At 71.7% G+C, this 15,468-nt stretch carries 14 protein-coding genes; 10 read left to right on the top strand and 4 right to left on the bottom strand.

Going from position 1 to position 15,468, the window contains the following annotated elements; translation table 11 throughout:
* Nucleotides 1-22 precede the first annotated feature (22 nt).
* Complete coding sequence (locus ACWGH1_RS08965) at nucleotides 23-1,198, bottom strand: PP2C family protein-serine/threonine phosphatase (RefSeq protein WP_453408557.1); 1,176 nt, start codon at nucleotides 1,196-1,198, stop codon at nucleotides 23-25.
* A 168-nt stretch (nucleotides 1,199-1,366) separates the two neighbouring features.
* Between ACWGH1_RS08965 and ACWGH1_RS08960 the strand changes: the two genes are divergently transcribed.
* From ACWGH1_RS08960 to ACWGH1_RS08945, 4 genes are all read left to right on the top strand, one after another.
* Entirely contained in the window at nucleotides 1,367-1,873 is a 507-nt protein-coding gene (locus ACWGH1_RS08960; protein WP_453356659.1) for a MarR family winged helix-turn-helix transcriptional regulator, read from the top strand.
* A 223-nt stretch (nucleotides 1,874-2,096) separates the two neighbouring features.
* Entirely contained in the window at nucleotides 2,097-2,489 is a 393-nt protein-coding gene (locus tag ACWGH1_RS08955) for an STAS domain-containing protein (RefSeq protein WP_453356660.1), read from the top strand.
* A gap of 116 nt (nucleotides 2,490-2,605) precedes the next feature.
* A complete protein-coding gene (locus ACWGH1_RS08950; protein ID WP_453356661.1) occupies nucleotides 2,606-2,884 on the top strand; it encodes a DUF3072 domain-containing protein in 279 nt (92 codons plus the stop codon).
* Nucleotides 2,885-2,951: 67 nt separating this feature from the next.
* Nucleotides 2,952-3,566, top strand: coding sequence for a phosphatase PAP2 family protein (locus tag ACWGH1_RS08945; RefSeq protein WP_453356662.1), 615 nt, complete (start codon nucleotides 2,952-2,954; stop codon nucleotides 3,564-3,566).
* On the opposite strand, the gene ACWGH1_RS08940 is transcribed toward ACWGH1_RS08945, so the two are convergent.
* Nucleotides 3,536-3,721 (bottom strand): hypothetical protein, encoded by a 186-nt coding sequence (locus ACWGH1_RS08940; protein WP_453408556.1) that lies wholly within the window; start codon nucleotides 3,719-3,721, stop codon nucleotides 3,536-3,538. The genes ACWGH1_RS08945 and ACWGH1_RS08940 overlap by 31 nt on opposite strands.
* A gap of 214 nt (nucleotides 3,722-3,935) precedes the next feature.
* Nucleotides 3,936-5,354 carry an MFS transporter gene (locus ACWGH1_RS08935; protein WP_453355496.1) on the bottom strand — a complete coding sequence of 473 codons (1,419 nt, stop codon included), beginning with the start codon at nucleotides 5,352-5,354 and terminating at the stop codon, nucleotides 3,936-3,938.
* A gap of 140 nt (nucleotides 5,355-5,494) precedes the next feature.
* Here ACWGH1_RS08935 and ACWGH1_RS08930 point away from each other — a divergent pair, with 140 nt between their 5' ends.
* The 5 genes from ACWGH1_RS08930 to ACWGH1_RS08910 all read left to right on the top strand — a co-directional run bounded on the left by ACWGH1_RS08930 (nucleotide 5,495) and on the right by ACWGH1_RS08910 (nucleotide 11,149).
* Nucleotides 5,495-6,316: a helix-turn-helix transcriptional regulator gene (locus ACWGH1_RS08930; RefSeq protein WP_453355497.1), complete on the top strand. Its 822-nt coding sequence runs from the start codon at nucleotides 5,495-5,497 to the stop codon at nucleotides 6,314-6,316.
* A gap of 280 nt (nucleotides 6,317-6,596) precedes the next feature.
* On the top strand, nucleotides 6,597-6,686 hold the full coding sequence (kdpF, locus tag ACWGH1_RS08925) for a K(+)-transporting ATPase subunit F (RefSeq protein ID WP_453355495.1): 90 nt from the start codon (nucleotides 6,597-6,599) through the stop codon (nucleotides 6,684-6,686).
* 6 nt (nucleotides 6,687-6,692) lie between these two features.
* Entirely contained in the window at nucleotides 6,693-8,357 is a 1,665-nt protein-coding gene (kdpA, locus tag ACWGH1_RS08920; RefSeq protein WP_453355494.1) for a potassium-transporting ATPase subunit KdpA, read from the top strand.
* The gene (kdpB, locus tag ACWGH1_RS08915; RefSeq protein ID WP_453408555.1) at nucleotides 8,354-10,465 is read left to right on the top strand and encodes a potassium-transporting ATPase subunit KdpB; all 2,112 of its coding nucleotides are present in this window, start codon (nucleotides 8,354-8,356) and stop codon (nucleotides 10,463-10,465) included. The genes kdpA and kdpB overlap by 4 nt, the downstream gene beginning before the upstream one ends.
* 6 nt (nucleotides 10,466-10,471) lie before the next feature.
* A complete protein-coding gene (locus tag ACWGH1_RS08910; protein WP_453357735.1) occupies nucleotides 10,472-11,149 on the top strand; it encodes a potassium-transporting ATPase subunit C in 678 nt (225 codons plus the stop codon).
* A gap of 57 nt (nucleotides 11,150-11,206) precedes the next feature.
* On the opposite strand, the gene ACWGH1_RS08905 is transcribed toward ACWGH1_RS08910, so the two are convergent.
* Nucleotides 11,207-13,006, bottom strand: coding sequence for an ABC transporter ATP-binding protein (locus tag ACWGH1_RS08905; RefSeq protein WP_453408554.1), 1,800 nt, complete (start codon nucleotides 13,004-13,006; stop codon nucleotides 11,207-11,209).
* Nucleotides 13,007-13,297: 291 nt separating this feature from the next.
* On the opposite strand from ACWGH1_RS08905, the gene ACWGH1_RS08900 reads away from it, so the two are divergent.
* The gene (locus tag ACWGH1_RS08900; RefSeq protein ID WP_453408553.1) at nucleotides 13,298-15,364 is read left to right on the top strand and encodes a phosphocholine-specific phospholipase C; all 2,067 of its coding nucleotides are present in this window, start codon (nucleotides 13,298-13,300) and stop codon (nucleotides 15,362-15,364) included.
* The last annotated feature ends 104 nt before the right edge of the window (nucleotides 15,365-15,468 follow it).

The raw sequence follows: 15,468 nt of genomic DNA, 5'->3' as shown, positions 1-15,468 counted from the left end.
GTGGGGCGTCCGGCGGGAGCGCTCAGGCCGCCGACAGGGCGCCGCGGCCGTGCCAGTCGAGGCAGACCACCAGCGCGTCGTCGTCCGCGTCGGCGTCGCGGTAGTCCGCGAGCGCCCGCAGCACCGCGGCGGGAACCTCGGCGGCGGGCAGCAGGCCGGCGGAGCCGATCGCCCGGGACAGCGCCTGCCTGTCGTACGTCTCCCCGCCGGGCGAGTGGGCGGCGTAGACCCCGTCGCTGACGAAGACCAGGCGGTCGCCCGGCAGGACGCGGAACTCCTGGAGCGCGTACTCCGACTGGTCGAACATGCCGAGGGGGAACTGGGCATCGAAGCGGATGCGCTCCACCACCTTGTCCCGCTGGCGCCACAGCTGCGGCGAGCCGGCGTCGACGACCTGCACCCGGCCGGTGGCCAGCTCGAAGGAGAGCAGGAGGGTGGAGACGTACGCCTCACCGCGGTGGGCGGCGTACAGGGCCTGGTCGGCGAGGGCGGCCTGGTCCGCGATGCCGATCCCGGCGCGCCGGGCGTTGCGCAGCGCGTTGACCGCGAGGTTGGTGAGCAGGGCCGCCTGGATGCCTTCGCCCATGCCGTTGGTGATGGTGAGGGTGAGGTTCTCGGCGGTGGTGGCCCAGTCGAAGTTGTCCCCGTGGATGGTGTACGCGGGCTCCAGCTGGGCGCCGATGGAGTACTCGGTCCGTGCGCAGGCGCGGGCCGGCAGCAGCTGCCACTGCATCTCGGCGGCCAGGGTGAGCCGGCTGACGCGGCGGGCCTGGAGGTAGACGTCGGTGTCCCGTTCGGCGACGAGGATCTCGTGCCCGAACAGACCGGCGATCTCGGCGAGGTCGTTGCGCGTCTCGGGGGTGACCAGTTCACCGGGGAGGGAAACCGAGAGGATCCCGAGCCGGTCGCCGCGGACGGTCACCGGCAGGTGCAGGACGACCATGTCCGGGCCGGTGTCCTCCTGGCAGGGCACCTGACTCCCGAAGGCCCGCCCCGCGACGGTGTTGTGGACGGACAGCGCGGCGGCGGTCCGGGGCAGGGCGGTGACGGGGTGCAGGGTGGTGAGGCTGTAATCGGCCATCAGCAGTTCCACGGCATGTGCCCCGTAGTGGGAGGCGAGGGCGGAGCGGGCCGCCTCGATCAGTGCATGCGGGGCGGCGGCGCGCAAGGCGCGCTCGACTGCCAGGAAGTTCGTCATCGTCGGGTCAGGCTCTCTTGGGAATCACAGCGGTCGGGGGTTCACAGCGGTCGGAGGTGACGGCGGTCGGCGTCACGGCGGCGGGCAGGGCTGGGGAAGCCGCGGCTCGGGTGACGGCCGGGACTGCCGGGATGGCTAGGACAGGGTGCGGGATGACACAGTAGGCCAATGCCCGCTCCCGGCCCGCCCCCAGACCACCTGGCGGCCGCGCATGCCCTGAGCACGGTCTCCCAGCTGCTCGACGTGTTGTGGGCGCGCGGACAGGAAGCGGTGGCGACCGGGTCGGTCCCGCCGTCCCAGCTGCGCGCGCTCTTCGTCATCGAAGGGAACCAGGGCAGCAATCTGCGGGCGCTGAGCGAGGCGTTGGGTTCCCGCCCCTCGGCGGTGAGCCGTCTGTGCGACCGCCTGGAGGCCGTGGGGCTGCTCCACCGGACGGCGAGTGCCCACAGCGCGCGCGAGATCGAACTGCACCTCACCCGGTCCGGGCAGGACACGCTCGATCAGATCCGCGCCTTCCGCCGGCGTGAGGTGACCGGCGTACTGGCCGCCATGACGCCCGGGCAGCTGGCCGCTCTCGCCGAGGGGCTCGCGGCCTTCGAGGACGCCGCCGGCACCCGCATGGGGCTGCCCCGCCGCGATCCGGGCTCCCCGGCCGCCATGGCGGACACTGCCTGAGCCGGACCTCGCCGCACACCTGGTCCGGAACCGGGGCCGCCGGTATGCCCGCCCCACCAGCAACTGTTGCCATGTGGAAACTATATCGCTAGCGTGGAGATCCTGGTCGTGCATCAAGGCCGGAACTGCGCACCGGTCCATCCAGCGAGGCGGGGCCGCCGCAGAACCCGAAGCGGGAGACGACCGTCCGGTCGGCCTCGCCGTCGCCCATGAGAGGCCATCTGTGCCGACGACTCGTATTCACCACCTGAGCAACGACCTGTTGAGCGTGACCACGGTCCGGACCGAGAACGCCTGGGTCATCACGGTCAGTGGAGAAATCGACCTCGACACCGTCGACCCACTGCGGCTCACCCTGGAGGCAGCGGCCTCCCCCCGCCAGTGCCTGCCCGTCCTGCTCAACCTGAGGGACGTGCGCTTCGGCGGCTCGGCCCTGATCAACACCCTGCTGCGGGCCCGCCTGGAACTCGGTTCCGACCGGCTCCTCCTCACCGACCCCGCCCCCCGCGTCATCCGGCTGTTGCGCCTGGCGGGCCTGGACGCCCACTTCACGATCAGCCCCCGCCTCGGGGCCCGGTCCGAGGCGGACAGCGTCGCGGAGGTCACGCACCCCTGAGCGGTGCGGCCCGGCAGCGGTGCGGCCCGGCAGCGGCGCCGCCGGGACGCCGGGGGCGCGTGAGAATTGTCCGCCGTCGGCGATGGCCCGGCGGGCGAGCGGGGTAGTCGGACGTTATGACCGACCTGAACCCGAACGAACAGCAGCCGGACAAGGACGTCGACGAGTGGGTGACCGGCGACGAGCCGGCCACCGGCCCGCAGCTGAGCTACCTGCACACCCTGGCCCGGGAGGCGGGCGAGAACGTACCGGAGGAGCTCACCAAAGCGGAGGCCTCCCGGCTGATCGACCGCCTGCAGCAGGCCTCGCCCCGGACGGCCGCGCCGCAGGGGTCGGTGCCCGGTACCCCCGCCGACGAGGCGGCCACCCGGCCCGGCGCCACCGAAAGCCCGTGACCTGCGGTCTTGAGCGGTAGCGCGGGGGAAGTCCGTGGTGCCGAGAGCCCCCAACGGGGGAGTCGAGATGCGTGTTGTGCCGGAGCGCCTCGTGCCGGAGCTGCGGGCCGCAGAGCGGCGTCTCACCCGGCGCATGGCCGGCTGGGACTCGCTCTGGGCGCGTCGGCTGCTGCCGGCGGTGGAGGACGCCGCCCAGCACACCAAGCTGTGGTGGGGCGTCGCCGTGGTCCTGGCCGTCGCGGGAGGCCGTCGCGGACGCCGGGCCGCGGCGGCCGGGCTGACCGGAATGGCGGTGGCCGAACTGCTGTCCAACGGGGTCGCGAAGCAGCTCGTACCCCGGGACAGGCCGCCGGAGGAATGGTTCCACGCGGACGAAGTGCGGGACCGGCCCGACTCCTCGTCGTTTCCGTCGGGACACACGGCGGCCGCCGTCGCCTTCACCGCGGCGGTGGCCGACAAGTGGCCGCGAGCCGGTGCGCTGTGCCTGGTGGCGACCGCCGCCGTCGCCGTCGAGCGGGTCCACAGCGGTGCCCACTACCCCAGCGACGTCGCGGCCGGGGCGGCCATCGGCCTCATGGCGCGGTCCGTGGCCCGCGCCGCTCCCGCGGTCCTGCGCCGCACGTGGCGGGTCCTGCCGCGGACCGCCCTGCGTCAGTGGCCCGGACGGCCGCGGCACTCGTAGCGGGCGTCGGCGCCTTCCTCGTTGAACCAGTAGTCCCCGGCGGCCAGGTAGCGCCGACGGGCCTCCCCGGCCGTGCCGACCGCGCTTCGGGGGGCGTCGGCCGCTGCGGCGACGGGGAGTTCGGTGCGGTCCTGACGGGGGTGGCGTTCGAACACAGCGGGCTCCTGACGAAGCTGGGGTGGGGATCCCCCTCATGATGGCGCCGCGCCCCGCGTCCCGCAGGTCGAGGCGGATCCCCCCGCTGCCGGCAGCCGCCTGCGGATGCGCGGGGCGCCCTTCCGTGGCAGCGTGAACGGCCCCCGGCGCGTGGGGTGCGCCGGGAGCCGGGCAGCGGGCCCTGGCCGGTTCCGGCCCCGGGTCCCGTACCGCTCAGGAGGTCTTGCCGGCACGGCCGAGGCCGATCGCGACGAGGGCCGCCGCGGCGATCACCGTCACCGCGTCGATCAGCAGGACCGTGCGCACCCCCTCGAAGAGGGAGACCCGCGTGGTCGCGAGCACACCGAGGAGCGGGATGCCGATGGTGATGCCGACCTGCTGGGTGGTGGTGACGAGGCCGGTCGCCAGGCCCTGTTCGTGGTCCGGGACGCCGCTCGTGACCGTCAGCCCGTACGAGATGATCGCGCCGAGGTGGAACATGCTGGCCACCGACACCGCGACGGTCGCCACCAGCGCGCCCGATCCCGCGCCCACCGCCAGCAGCCCGGCGGTGCACACGCCCTGGCCGAGCAGCGAGCCGATCAGGGTGCGCCGGGCTCCGAACCGGCCGATGACCTTCGGGGCGTACGAGCCGGCGACCGCGGACGCGGCGCCCTGGACGCCGAAGACCAGGCCGGTGCCGAGGGAGGACAGGTCCAGCGTCTCCTGGAGGTAGAGCGTCAGGACGAACACCACGGTGGACATCATGGAGAAGGTGACCAGACCGCCGAGGTTGCCCCAGGCCACCGTGCGCCGCCGCAGCATCGGCAGCGACACCAGCGGGGCCGCCGACCTCGACTCGACCGCGACGAAAGCGCCCAGCAGGGCCACTCCGACGATCAGCGTGCCCCATACGTCCGCTCCGCCGAAGCCGCGCTGGGCCGCCGTCGACAGGGAGTAGATCAGTGCGAGCAGGCCGCCGGTGACGGTGACCGCGCCCGGCACGTCCAGCCGGGGCCGGTGCGGGGTGCGCGATTCGGGCAGCAGTCCGGGGGCGAGCACGAGCACGATCACCGCGGTGGCCGCCAGGAGCCCCATCGTGGAGCGCCAGCCGAGGGTGTCGGTCATGACGCCGCCGAGGACCATCCCGACCGTGAATCCGAGGGACAGCAGGGTGCCGGAGATGCCCAGCGCCTTGTCCCGCAGCGGGCCCTCGGGGAACGTGGTGGTGAGCAGGGACATGCCGGTGGGCACGATGGCCGCCGCCCCGAGCCCCTGGAGGGCCCGCGCGGCCAGGAAGACCGCCGGGTCCCAGGCCAGCGAGGCCAGCAGGGACGCGGCGCCGAAGACGACGAGGCCGGTCAGGAACAGCTTCTTGCGCCCGTAGAGGTCGCCGGTGCGGCCGAAGAGGAGGAGGAAGCCGCCGGAGGGCAGGGCGAAGGCGGTGACCGCCCACTGGAGGGCGGACCGGCTCAGGCCCAGGTCCGCGCCCAGCACCGGCAGGGCCACGTTCAGTACGGAGAAGTCGAGCGCCACCATGAACTGGGCGGCGCACAGCACGAAGAGGACGAGCTTGGCCCGGCCGGTCAGCCGGTCCTCGCCGGGGGCCGCCACCTGCGGCCCGGGGGTTGTCACTTGGGTATCGATCGCCATGACCACCACCCTGGCGGGCGGGGAATGCCCGTGGAGAGTGGGAACTTATCCTGTTGGTGGCACCACCAGGCAGCCGACAGGGGGAGTGAGTGGCCACACCGACCGACCAGCACCGCCGTTCCGAGCTGCGGGAGTTCCTGATGAGCAGGCGGGCCAAGGTCAGCCCGACGGAGGCCGGGCTGCCCGTCGGCGGGGGCCGCCGCCGTACGCCGGGCCTGCGCCGCGAGGAGGTGGCGGTGCTCGCCGGGGTCGGGGTGTCCTGGTACCAGTGGCTGGAGCAGGGCCGCGACATCACCGTGTCGCCCCAGGTCCTGGACTCCGTCAGCAGGGTCCTGAAACTGACCAGTGCCGAACGCCGGCACCTGTACGTGCTCGCGAGACTGAACCCGCCGGCCCTGGCGGTGGCGCCGGGCGACCAGGACATGTGCCACGGCCTGAAGCGGCTGATCGACGCCTGGATGCCGTTTCCCGCGCACATCATGGACCCGTACTGGAACACGGTGATGTACAACGACTCGGCGGCGCTGGTGCTCGGCATGCGGCCGGAGATCGTGCAGAACTGCCTGATCGCGTTCTTCACCGATCCCGTCTACAAGGCGCGGTCGCGGCACTGGGAGGAGAACGCCGGTCCGGTGGTCGCCCAGTTCCGGGCGGCGTACTCGGAGTTCCCCGACGACGACGGGTTCCGCGCGGTCGTCGAGGAGGCGCGGGAGCTGAGCCCGGAGTTCGCCGAGCTGTGGGACCGCCGGGACATCCGGCCCGGCGGTCAGCTGCAGAAGGAGCTGGAGCACCCGGTCGTGGGCACCCTGCACGTCGAGTCGACCCAGCTGCGGGTCCCGGCGCGGCCGGACCTGGCGATCATCCTGCACACTCCGCTGCCGGAGACCGGCACGGAGGAGAAGCTGCAGTGGCTGACCTCGCCGGAAGCCCGTCGGGGCTCGATGTACCCGATCGCCGGCTGACCTGGGACGCCGAGCGCCCCGGGTCGCGGGCCGGGCGGCCGGGCGGCCGGGCGGCCGGGCGGCGTATGGGAGGCGTTAAGGGCACCTCGGCAGCCGTCAGGGGGTCGTCAAGGAGGGCTGGTCCCAGCACCGGGACGCGGTTAGCTCGACTCTGGCCATACGGCCGAATCCTTTCCTTCCCCTTCCTCCAGGAGCTCACGATGGCCGATGTGGCCTTCGTCTTCGCCACGGTCGCGGTGTTCGCGCTGGTGGCTCTTGTCGCCCGGGGGGTGACCAAGCTGTGAGCGTCGAGAACGTGGTCGGCCTCGCCGTGGCCGCCTCCCTGCTGGGTTACCTCATCCTCGCCCTCCTGTACCCGGAGAGGTTCTGAGCGGATATGAGCTCCGAAACCGCCGGCGTGCTCCAGTTGCTCGCGCTGATCGCCGCGCTCGCGCTGGCCTACCGCCCCCTCGGCGACCACATGGCCCGGGTCTACTCCTCCGAGAAGCACTACGCGCCGGAGAGGTGGATCTACAAGGCCATCGGCGCCGACCCGTCGACCGGGATGCGCTGGCCCGGCTACCTGCGCGGCGTCCTCGCCTTCTCCGCGGCCGGCGTCCTGTTCCTCTACGGGCTGCAGCGCCTGCAAGGCGCGGTGCCGGGCTCGCTCGGCTTCGCCGCGATCGATCCGGACCAGGCCTTCAACACCGCCGCCTCCTTCGTGGCGAACACCAACTGGCAGTCGTACGCGGGCGAGCAGGCCATGGGCCACGTCGTGCAGACCGGTGGCCTCGCGGTGCAGAACTTCGTCTCCGCCGCCGTCGGCATGGCCGTCGCGGTGGCCCTCGTACGCGGCTTCGCGCGCTCCCGTACCGGCGAACTCGGCAACTTCTGGGCGGACCTGGTGCGCGGCACCGTCCGCATCCTGCTGCCGCTCTCGGTGATCGGCGCCGTCGTGCTCGTCGCCTGCGGCGCGATCCAGAACTTCGCCGGCATCCACCAGGTCGGGCAGTTCGCGGGCGGAACCCAGCAGTGGAACGGCGGCGCGGTCGCCTCGCAGGAGGTCATCAAGGAGCTCGGCACGAACGGCGGCGGCTACTTCAACGCCAACTCCGCGCACCCCTTCGAGAACCCGACGCCCTTCTCGAACCTGTTCGAAGTCTTCCTGATCCTGGTGATCCCGTTCGCGCTGACCCGTACCTTCGGGCGCATGGTCGGCTCGATCCGGCAAGGCTACGCGGTCCTGGCCACCATGGCCGTCATCTGGCTCGGTTTCACCGCGCTGATGATGTGGACCGAGTTCGCCCACCACGGCCCGGCGCTCCAGGCCGCGGGTGGGGCGCTGGAGGGCAAGGAGACCCGCTTCGGGGTCGGCGCGTCGGCGATCTTCTCGGTGGCCACCACGCTGACGTCCACGGGCGCGGTCAACTCCTTCCACTCCTCCTTCACCGGCCTGGGCGGGGGCATCCAGCTGCTGGGCATGCAGCTCGGCGAGATCGCGCCCGGCGGTGTGGGCTCCGGCCTCTACGGGATGCTCGTCATGGCGGTCATCGCGGTGTTCATCGCCGGCCTGATGGTCGGCCGCACCCCCGAGTACCTGGGCAAGAAGATCGGCACCCGCGAGATCAAACTCGCCGCGTGCTACATCCTGATCACCCCGGCCCTCGTACTCGGCTTCACCGCCGCGGCGATGGCGCTGCCCACGCCGGTGACCTCCATGGCCAACCCGGGCGCGCACGGATTCTCCGAGATCCTCTACGCCTACACCTCCGGCGCCAACAACAACGGCTCCGCCTTCGCCGGCCTGAACGCCGACACGCAGTGGTTCAACAGCACCATCGGCATCGCCATGCTGCTCGGCCGCTTCCTGCCCATGGTGTTCGTCCTCGCGCTGGCCGGTTCGCTCGCCGAACAGCGGCCGGTACCGGAGACGGCGGGCACGCTGCGCACCGACAAGCCGCTCTACGCGGGCCTGCTCGTCGGGACGATCGTCATCATCACCGGTCTGACCTACTTCCCGGCGCTGGCGCTGGGTCCGCTCGCCGAAGGGCTCGCGTCATGAGCACCATCACCCCCACGCCCACGCCCTCCCGCGCATCCCGCGAGGACACCCCGGCGGACCGCGTGCCGTCCGCCGGCCGGGTGGGAGGCGGCCTCTTCGATGCCCGGCAGCTCCTCGCGTCCATCCCGGACGCGGTGCGCAAGCTCGACCCGCGCGCGATGGTCAAGTCGCCGGTGATGTTCGTCGTCCTGATCGGCTCGGTGGTCACCACCGGGCTGGCGCTCGAGGACCCGGCCGACTGGTTCGGCTGGGCGATCACCGCCTGGCTGTGGCTGACCACCGTCTTCGCCAATCTCGCGGAGGCCGTCGCCGAGGGCCGCGGCAAGGCCCAGGCCGACACCCTGCGCAAGGCCAAGACCGACACCGTGGCCCGGCGCTTGGCCGACTCCGGGGAGGAGTCCGTGCCCGGCACCGGCCTGCGGGTCGGCGATCTGGTCGTCTGCGAGGCCGGGGACGTCATCCCGGGCGACGGTGACGTGGTGGAAGGCGTCGCGTCCGTGGACGAATCCGCCATCACGGGCGAGTCCGCGCCGGTCATCCGGGAGTCGGGCGGCGAACGCAGCGCGGTCACCGGCGGCACGAAGGTCCTCTCGGACCGGATCGTCGTCAAGATCACGACGAAGCCGGGCGAGACCTTCATCGACCGCATGATCAGCCTGGTCGAGGGCGCGGCCCGGCAGAAGACCCCCAACGAGATCGCCCTCAACATCCTGCTGGCGTCCCTGACCGTCGTCTTCCTGCTGGCCGTCGTCACCCTCCAGCCGTTCGCCGGCTACGCGGGGGCCGGACAGTCGATGATCGTACTGACGGCGCTGCTCGTCTGCCTCATCCCGACGACGATCGGCGCGCTGCTCTCCGCCATCGGCATCGCGGGCATGGACCGCCTGGTCCAGCGCAACGTGCTGGCCATGTCGGGCCGCGCGGTGGAGGCGGCGGGCGACGTCTCCACCCTCCTCCTCGACAAGACGGGGACCATCACTTTCGGCAACCGCCGTGCCTCGGAGTTCGTCCCCGTCCCGGGCACGACGGAGTCCGAGCTCGCGGACGCCGCCCAGCTGTCCTCCCTCGCGGACGAGACCCCCGAGGGCCGCTCGATCGTCGTCCTCGCGAAGGAGAAGTACGGCCTGCGCGAGCGCCACCAGGGCGAGCTCGCGCACGCCACCTGGATCGGGTTCACCGCCCAGACCCGGATGTCGGGAGTCGACGTCGACGGCAAGCAGACCCGCAAGGGCGCCGCCGGATCCGTCATCGCGTGGGTCGAGGAGCAGGGCGGCGAGGTCTCCGACGAGTCCGGTCCGCTCGCCGACCGCATCTCCGAGGCGGGCGGCACGCCGCTCCTCGTCGCCGTCAAGGACGGGAAGGGCGCCCGGGTCCTGGGCGTCGTCCACCTCAAGGACGTCGTCAAGGAAGGCATGCGCGAGCGGTTCGACGAGCTGCGCCGCATGGGCATCAGGACGGTCATGATCACCGGTGACAACCCGCTGACCGCGAAGGCGATCGCGCGGGAGGCGGGTGTGGACGACTTCCTCGCCGAGGCCACCCCCGAGGACAAGATGGCCCTGATCAAGCGCGAGCAGGCGGGCGGCAAGCTCGTCGCGATGACCGGCGACGGCACGAACGACGCGCCCGCCCTCGCCCAGGCCGACGTGGGCGTCGCGATGAACACGGGCACCTCGGCCGCCAAGGAGGCCGGGAACATGGTGGACCTTGACTCCGACCCGACCAAGCTCATCGAGATCGTGGGCATCGGCAAGCAGCTCCTCATCACGCGGGGCGCGCTGACCACCTTCTCCATCGCCAACGACGTCGCGAAGTACTTCGCGATCATCCCGGCCATGTTCGCGGTGGTCTACCCCGGCCTGGACAAGCTCAACATCATGCGCCTGGCCTCGCCCGAGTCCGCGATCCTCTCCGCGGTCATCTTCAACGCGCTGATCATCGTCGCCCTGGTGCCGCTGGCCCTGAAGGGCGTCCGGTACCGGCCCGCGAGCGCGGACAGGATGCTCCGCCGCAACCTCGGACTCTACGGCGTGGGCGGTCTGATCGCCCCGTTCATCGGAATCAAGATCATCGACGTGCTCATCTCCTTCGTCCCCGGGATCGGCTGAGAGACCATGAACCACTCCGTAGGCAACACCGCGCGGCTGCTCGGCGCCGGACTGCGCGCCCTGCTCGTCCTCACCGTCATCTGCGGCGTCCTCTACCCCCTCGCCGTCACCGGCATCGCCCAGGCGGCGTTCCACGACAAGGCCAACGGCTCGGAGATCCGGGACGGCGGCGGCCGGGTCGTCGGCTCTTCCCTCATCGGGCAGAGGTACGACCTGCCCGAGCGGAACCCTGGCGACGCCCGGGAAGCGGCCGAGCCCGACCTCAGGTGGTTCCAGCCGCGCCCCTCCCGCGGACTCGGCACCAACACCGTCAACCGGCAGTACTCCCTCCTCCTGTCCGGCGCCACCAACAAGGCGGCCGACAACCCCGAGCTGGTCAAGGCGGTCACCGAAGCGAAGGCGGTGGTGGCCGAGAACAATTCCACCGCCGGCCACAAGGTGGAGCCGCAGGACGTCCCGGCCGACGCCGTCACCTCCTCCGGCTCGGGCCTCGACCCGGACATCTCCCCCGCCTACGCCGAGCTCCAGGTCCGCCGCGTCGCGGACCGCAACAGGCTCGACGTGGCGCAGGTCGAGAAGCTCGTAGCGGCCCACATCCAGCCCCGCACCCTCGGCTTCATGGGCGAACCCCGCGTCAACGTCCTGGAACTCAACGCCGCCCTCAGATCCCTCCCCGACAACTGACCCCAGCCCCGGAGCCGGGCCCCCCGCAAACCGGGGCGGCCCGGCTCCGGCGCAGTCTCAGACCGGGTCCTCCAGGAAGCCGCCCGACTGGTGCTGCCAGAGCTTCGCGTAGGCGCCGTCCGCGGCGCGGAGTTCGTCGTGCGTGCCCTGTTCGATGATCCGGCCGCGGTCGAGGACGACGAGGCGGTCCATGGTGGCGACCGTGCTCAGACGGTGGGCCACCACGAGCGCCGTGCGCCCCTCCATGAGCCGCCACAGCGCGTCCTGGACGAGGATCTCGCTCTCGGAGTCCAGGGCGCTGGTCGCCTCGTCCAGCAGCAGGACCGGCGCGTCGCGCAGGATCGCCCGGGCGAGGGCGACGCGCTGGCGCTGGCCGCCCGACAGCTTCACCCCCCGCTCGCCCACCATGGTGTCGAACCCCTCCGGCAGCCCGTCGGCGAACTCCGTGACGTGCGCCGCCTCCGCCGCACGGCGGATCTCGGCGGCGGTGGCGTCCGGCCTGGCGAACGCGATGTTGTCCCGCAGCGTGCGGTGGAACATCGCCGGGTCCTGGGGCACGTACGCGATCAGGCTGCGCAGATCGGTCTGGCACAGCCGGCTGATGTCCTGCCCGCCGATCAGGATCCGGCCGCCGTCGATGTCCGTCATGCGCAGCAGCAGCCGGGTGAGCGTGGTCTTGCCGCCGCCGGAGCGGCCCACGAGACCGATCTTCGACCCGCCGGGCACGGTCAGGTCGAGGCGTTCGAAGAGCGGCCGCGCGCCCGCGTGGGTGAAGGTCACCTGCTCGAAGCGCACGTCGGCGGCGGTCTCGGACAGCAGCGGCTCCGGGGACGGCGGGTCGAGCACGGTCGGCGGCTCCAGCAGCAGTTCGGTGAACTGCGCCGCCTCCGTCATCGAGCTCTCCAGCCGGCGGTAGATCTGATTGAACTCGAACATGATCCGGGTCGCGTTGGAGTAATAGGTGAAGGCGACGACGACCGCCTCCACCCCGTGCCCTCCCCCGGCGAGCGCGGCGGCGAGGAGCAGCCCGAGCGCGTTGGTCAGTACGGACATCGGCGCGACCAGCGTGTCGATGCGCAGGTTGCCGTAGTCCCACGAGCGCAGCGTGAGCCGCCGTGACTCCGCCACCCGCGACCGGTGCTCGGCGGCTTCACGCTCCTCGGCGCCGAACGCGCGGATCGTGTCGATGTTCATCAGGCTGTCCGCGACGTGGCCCGAGACCCGGGCGATCGCCTCCTCCCGCTCCCTGACGAGCGCCTGGCGGCGACGGATCAGGGGAGTCACGCAGAGCGCCGTCACCGCGATCATCGCCAGGAGGGTGACGACGAGCAGCGGCTCGTAGTGCCACAGCACCACCGAGCCGAAGGCCAGCGGTACGAAGCTGCCGACGACGGAGAAGGTCAGCGTGTCGACGAGCTCCTCGAAGCGGGAGGCGAAGCTCAGGACCCGCTTGGTCAGCGACCCGGCGAAGTTGTCGTGGAAGAACGCGGCGTCCTTGGCGAACAGCTCGTCCATGCCGATCACGTAGAGGCCCTCGATGCCGCGGGCGTCGAGGCGGTTCAGGCAATGCAGTCCGACGCGCCACATCACCTCGGCGAGCAGCAGGGTCCCGGCGAAGACGAGTACGTAGGGCAGCATCGGACCGATGCCGCCACCGGCGCCTCCCGCGATGCGGGCGATGAGCTTCGCGACGACCAGCGGGGCGATGTAGTTGATGCCGATGTTGCCCAGCGCGGGAAGCAGCATCGCGGGTACCGTCAGCCACTTGAGGCGGCCCAGCTCCCGTACGTAGTACCTGAGGGCAAGGAGCGTCGCGCCCGTGCCCGGCGAGGATTCGCGTAATTCGAACGTTCCCATCCCAACCCTTGCCTTGTCGGACGTTCAGGTCAGAACCGGAAGTGTCCCGCACCGGCGCGCACCCGGTCCAAGCGTTTTCCCACCGCCGGACCACCGCCGGACCATCGCCGGACCACCCCGTCGCGACGCCGGTGGTGCCCCGGCGCGGCCCCGGTATGGCCGAACTCCACCGGAATCCGGCTGCCGTTCGCCTGGTGTATCCACCGCCGTCACGCCAGGCTCCCTCTCCGGTACCCCGGGCGCGCTCTGCTGGGGGCGCTCAGCCATCCGCAACCGCAGAGGTCGTTCCCCATGGCAGAACTCAACCGCCGCCGCTTCCTGCAGCTGGCGGGCGGCGGCGCCGCCCTGACGGCGCTGGGCGAGAGCATCGCGCGCGCCGCCGCCATCCCGGCGCAGGGCACCAGCGGCACGATCGCCGACGTCGAGCACATCGTGGTCCTGGTACAGGAGAACCGTTCCTTCGACCACTACTTCGGCGCCCTGAACGGCATCCGCGGCTTCGGTGACCCCCGCCCGGTGACCCTGCCCAGCGGCAAGTCCGTCTGGCACCAGTCCGACGGCACGAAGGAGACCCTCCCCTTCCGGCCGCCGTCCGACGACCTCGGCATGGAGTTCCTCCAGGGCCTCAACCACGACTGGGCGGGCGGCCAGAGCGCCTTCAACAAGGGCAAGTACGACAATTGGGTCCCGGCCAAGACGGCCACCACCATGGCGTACCTGACCCGCGAGGACATCCCCTTCCACTACGCCCTCGCCGACGCGTTCACCATCTGCGACGCGTACCACTGTTCCTTCATCGGCTCGACCGACCCGAACCGCTACTACCTCTGGTCGGGCCACACCGGCAACGACGGCAAGGGCGGCGGGCCGGTCCTCGACAACGCGGAAGCCGGTTACGGCTGGACCACCTACCCGCAGCGCCTGGAGGCGGCCGGCGTGTCCTGGAAGGTCTACCAGGACATCGGCGACGGTCTGGACGCCGCCGGTTCCTGGGGCTGGATCAACGACGCGTACCGCGGCAACTACGGCGACAACTCGCTCCTCTACTTCAACAGCTACCGTGGCGCCGAGCCCGGGGACGCCCTGTACGAGAAGGCCCGCACCGGCACCGACGCCAAGAACGGCGAGGACTATTTCGCCCGGCTCCGCGCCGACGTGGCCGCCGGGGCCCTCCCCCAGGTTTCCTGGATCGCCGCGCCCGAGGCGTTCAGCGAGCACGCCAACTGGCCGTCGAACTACGGGGCCTGGTACATCGCGCAGGTGCTGGACGCCCTCACCTCGAACCCGGACGTATGGTCCCGTACCGCGCTGTTCATCACCTATGACGAGAACGACGGCTTCTTCGACCACGTCGTCCCGCCGTACGCCCCGGCCAACGCCGGCCAGGGCCTGTCGACCGCGCCCACCGCCCTGGACGTCTTCCCGGGCAAGGCCGGGTACGTCGCCGGTCCGTACGGCCTCGGGCCGCGCGTGCCGATGCTCGTGGTCTCCCCGTGGAGCACCGGCGGGTACTCCTGCTCGGAGACCTTCGACCACACTTCCGTCATCCGCTTCATGGAGAAGCGGTTCGGCGTGCGGGAGCCCAACATCTCGCCGTGGCGCCGGGCAGTCTGCGGCGACCTCACCTCCGCCTTCGACTTCGCCCGCAAGGAGACCGGTACGGTCCGGCTGCCCGACACGGGCGCCTGGTTCCCGCAGGACCGCGACCGCCACCCCGACTTCCGCCCCACCCCGCCGGCCGAGGGCGCGATGCCGCGCCAGGAGAAGGGCCTGCGTCCCACCAGGGCGCTGAAGTACGCCCCGTACGTGGACGGCGCGGCCCTGGTCGAGGAGGGCAGGTTCCGGCTGACGTTCAGCGGCGGTCCGGACCTCGGCGCGCAGTTCTACGTCACCTCCGCCAACCGCACCGACGCCCCCTGGACGTACACCACCGAGGCCGGCAAGTCGATCGCGGACGCCTGGGACACCCGCTACTCGGCCGGCGTGACCGACCTGACCGTGCACGGGCCCAACGGCTTCCTGCGCGGCTTCCGCAACCCCGGCACCACCGCCGGCCCCGAGGTCACGGCCCGCCACAACGCCGCGACCGGCAACCTGGACCTCACCCTCACCAACGCGGGCGCGACGACCGCCACACTCAGGGTCACCAACGCCTACGGCGGCGGCCCGAAGCGCCTGACGGTCGCCAAGGGCGCGACGGTCACGTACCCGGTGTCCCTGAAGAACACCCGGCGCTGGTACGACGTGACGGTCACCGCCACCGAGGCCCCCGACTTCGGACGCCGCTTCGCCGGCAAGGTGGAAACGGGCGCCTCCGGCCTCTCGGACCCGGCCGTCCTGACGGAGCAGTCCTCGTAAGCCGCCCCACCAGCAGATACGAACGAAGGGCCGGTCCGGAGCAATCCGGACCGGCCCTTCGTACTACGCCTCTGCGCCGGTCCGGCGCGGGCCACCACTCGTAC

It is taken from the genome of Streptomyces sp. NPDC054883 (assembly GCF_053610645.1).
The sequence above is the reverse complement of the archived record's forward strand: the minus strand, read 5'-3'. Positions and strand labels throughout refer to the sequence as shown.

What these genes read in the sequence shown, in the direction of transcription:
- ACWGH1_RS08910 (WP_453357735.1), top strand. Translation starts at nt 10,472, where the DNA reads ATGAACCACTCCGTAGGCAACACCGCGCGGCTGCTCGGCGCCGGACTG.
- ACWGH1_RS08945 (WP_453356662.1), top strand. Translation starts at nt 2,952, where the DNA reads ATGCGTGTTGTGCCGGAGCGCCTCGTGCCGGAGCTGCGGGCCGCAGAG.
- ACWGH1_RS08935 (WP_453355496.1), bottom strand. Translation starts at nt 5,354, where the DNA reads ATGGCGATCGATACCCAAGTGACAACCCCCGGGCCGCAGGTGGCGGCC.
- ACWGH1_RS08900 (WP_453408553.1), top strand. Translation starts at nt 13,298, where the DNA reads ATGGCAGAACTCAACCGCCGCCGCTTCCTGCAGCTGGCGGGCGGCGGC.
- ACWGH1_RS08965 (WP_453408557.1), bottom strand. Translation starts at nt 1,198, where the DNA reads ATGACGAACTTCCTGGCAGTCGAGCGCGCCTTGCGCGCCGCCGCCCCG.
- kdpB (WP_453408555.1), top strand. Translation starts at nt 8,354, where the DNA reads ATGAGCACCATCACCCCCACGCCCACGCCCTCCCGCGCATCCCGCGAG.
- ACWGH1_RS08905 (WP_453408554.1), bottom strand. Translation starts at nt 13,006, where the DNA reads ATGGGAACGTTCGAATTACGCGAATCCTCGCCGGGCACGGGCGCGACG.
- kdpA (WP_453355494.1), top strand. Translation starts at nt 6,693, where the DNA reads ATGAGCTCCGAAACCGCCGGCGTGCTCCAGTTGCTCGCGCTGATCGCC.
- ACWGH1_RS08960 (WP_453356659.1), top strand. Translation starts at nt 1,367, where the DNA reads ATGCCCGCTCCCGGCCCGCCCCCAGACCACCTGGCGGCCGCGCATGCC.
- ACWGH1_RS08950 (WP_453356661.1), top strand. Translation starts at nt 2,606, where the DNA reads ATGACCGACCTGAACCCGAACGAACAGCAGCCGGACAAGGACGTCGAC.
- ACWGH1_RS08930 (WP_453355497.1), top strand. Translation starts at nt 5,495, where the DNA reads ATGAGCAGGCGGGCCAAGGTCAGCCCGACGGAGGCCGGGCTGCCCGTC.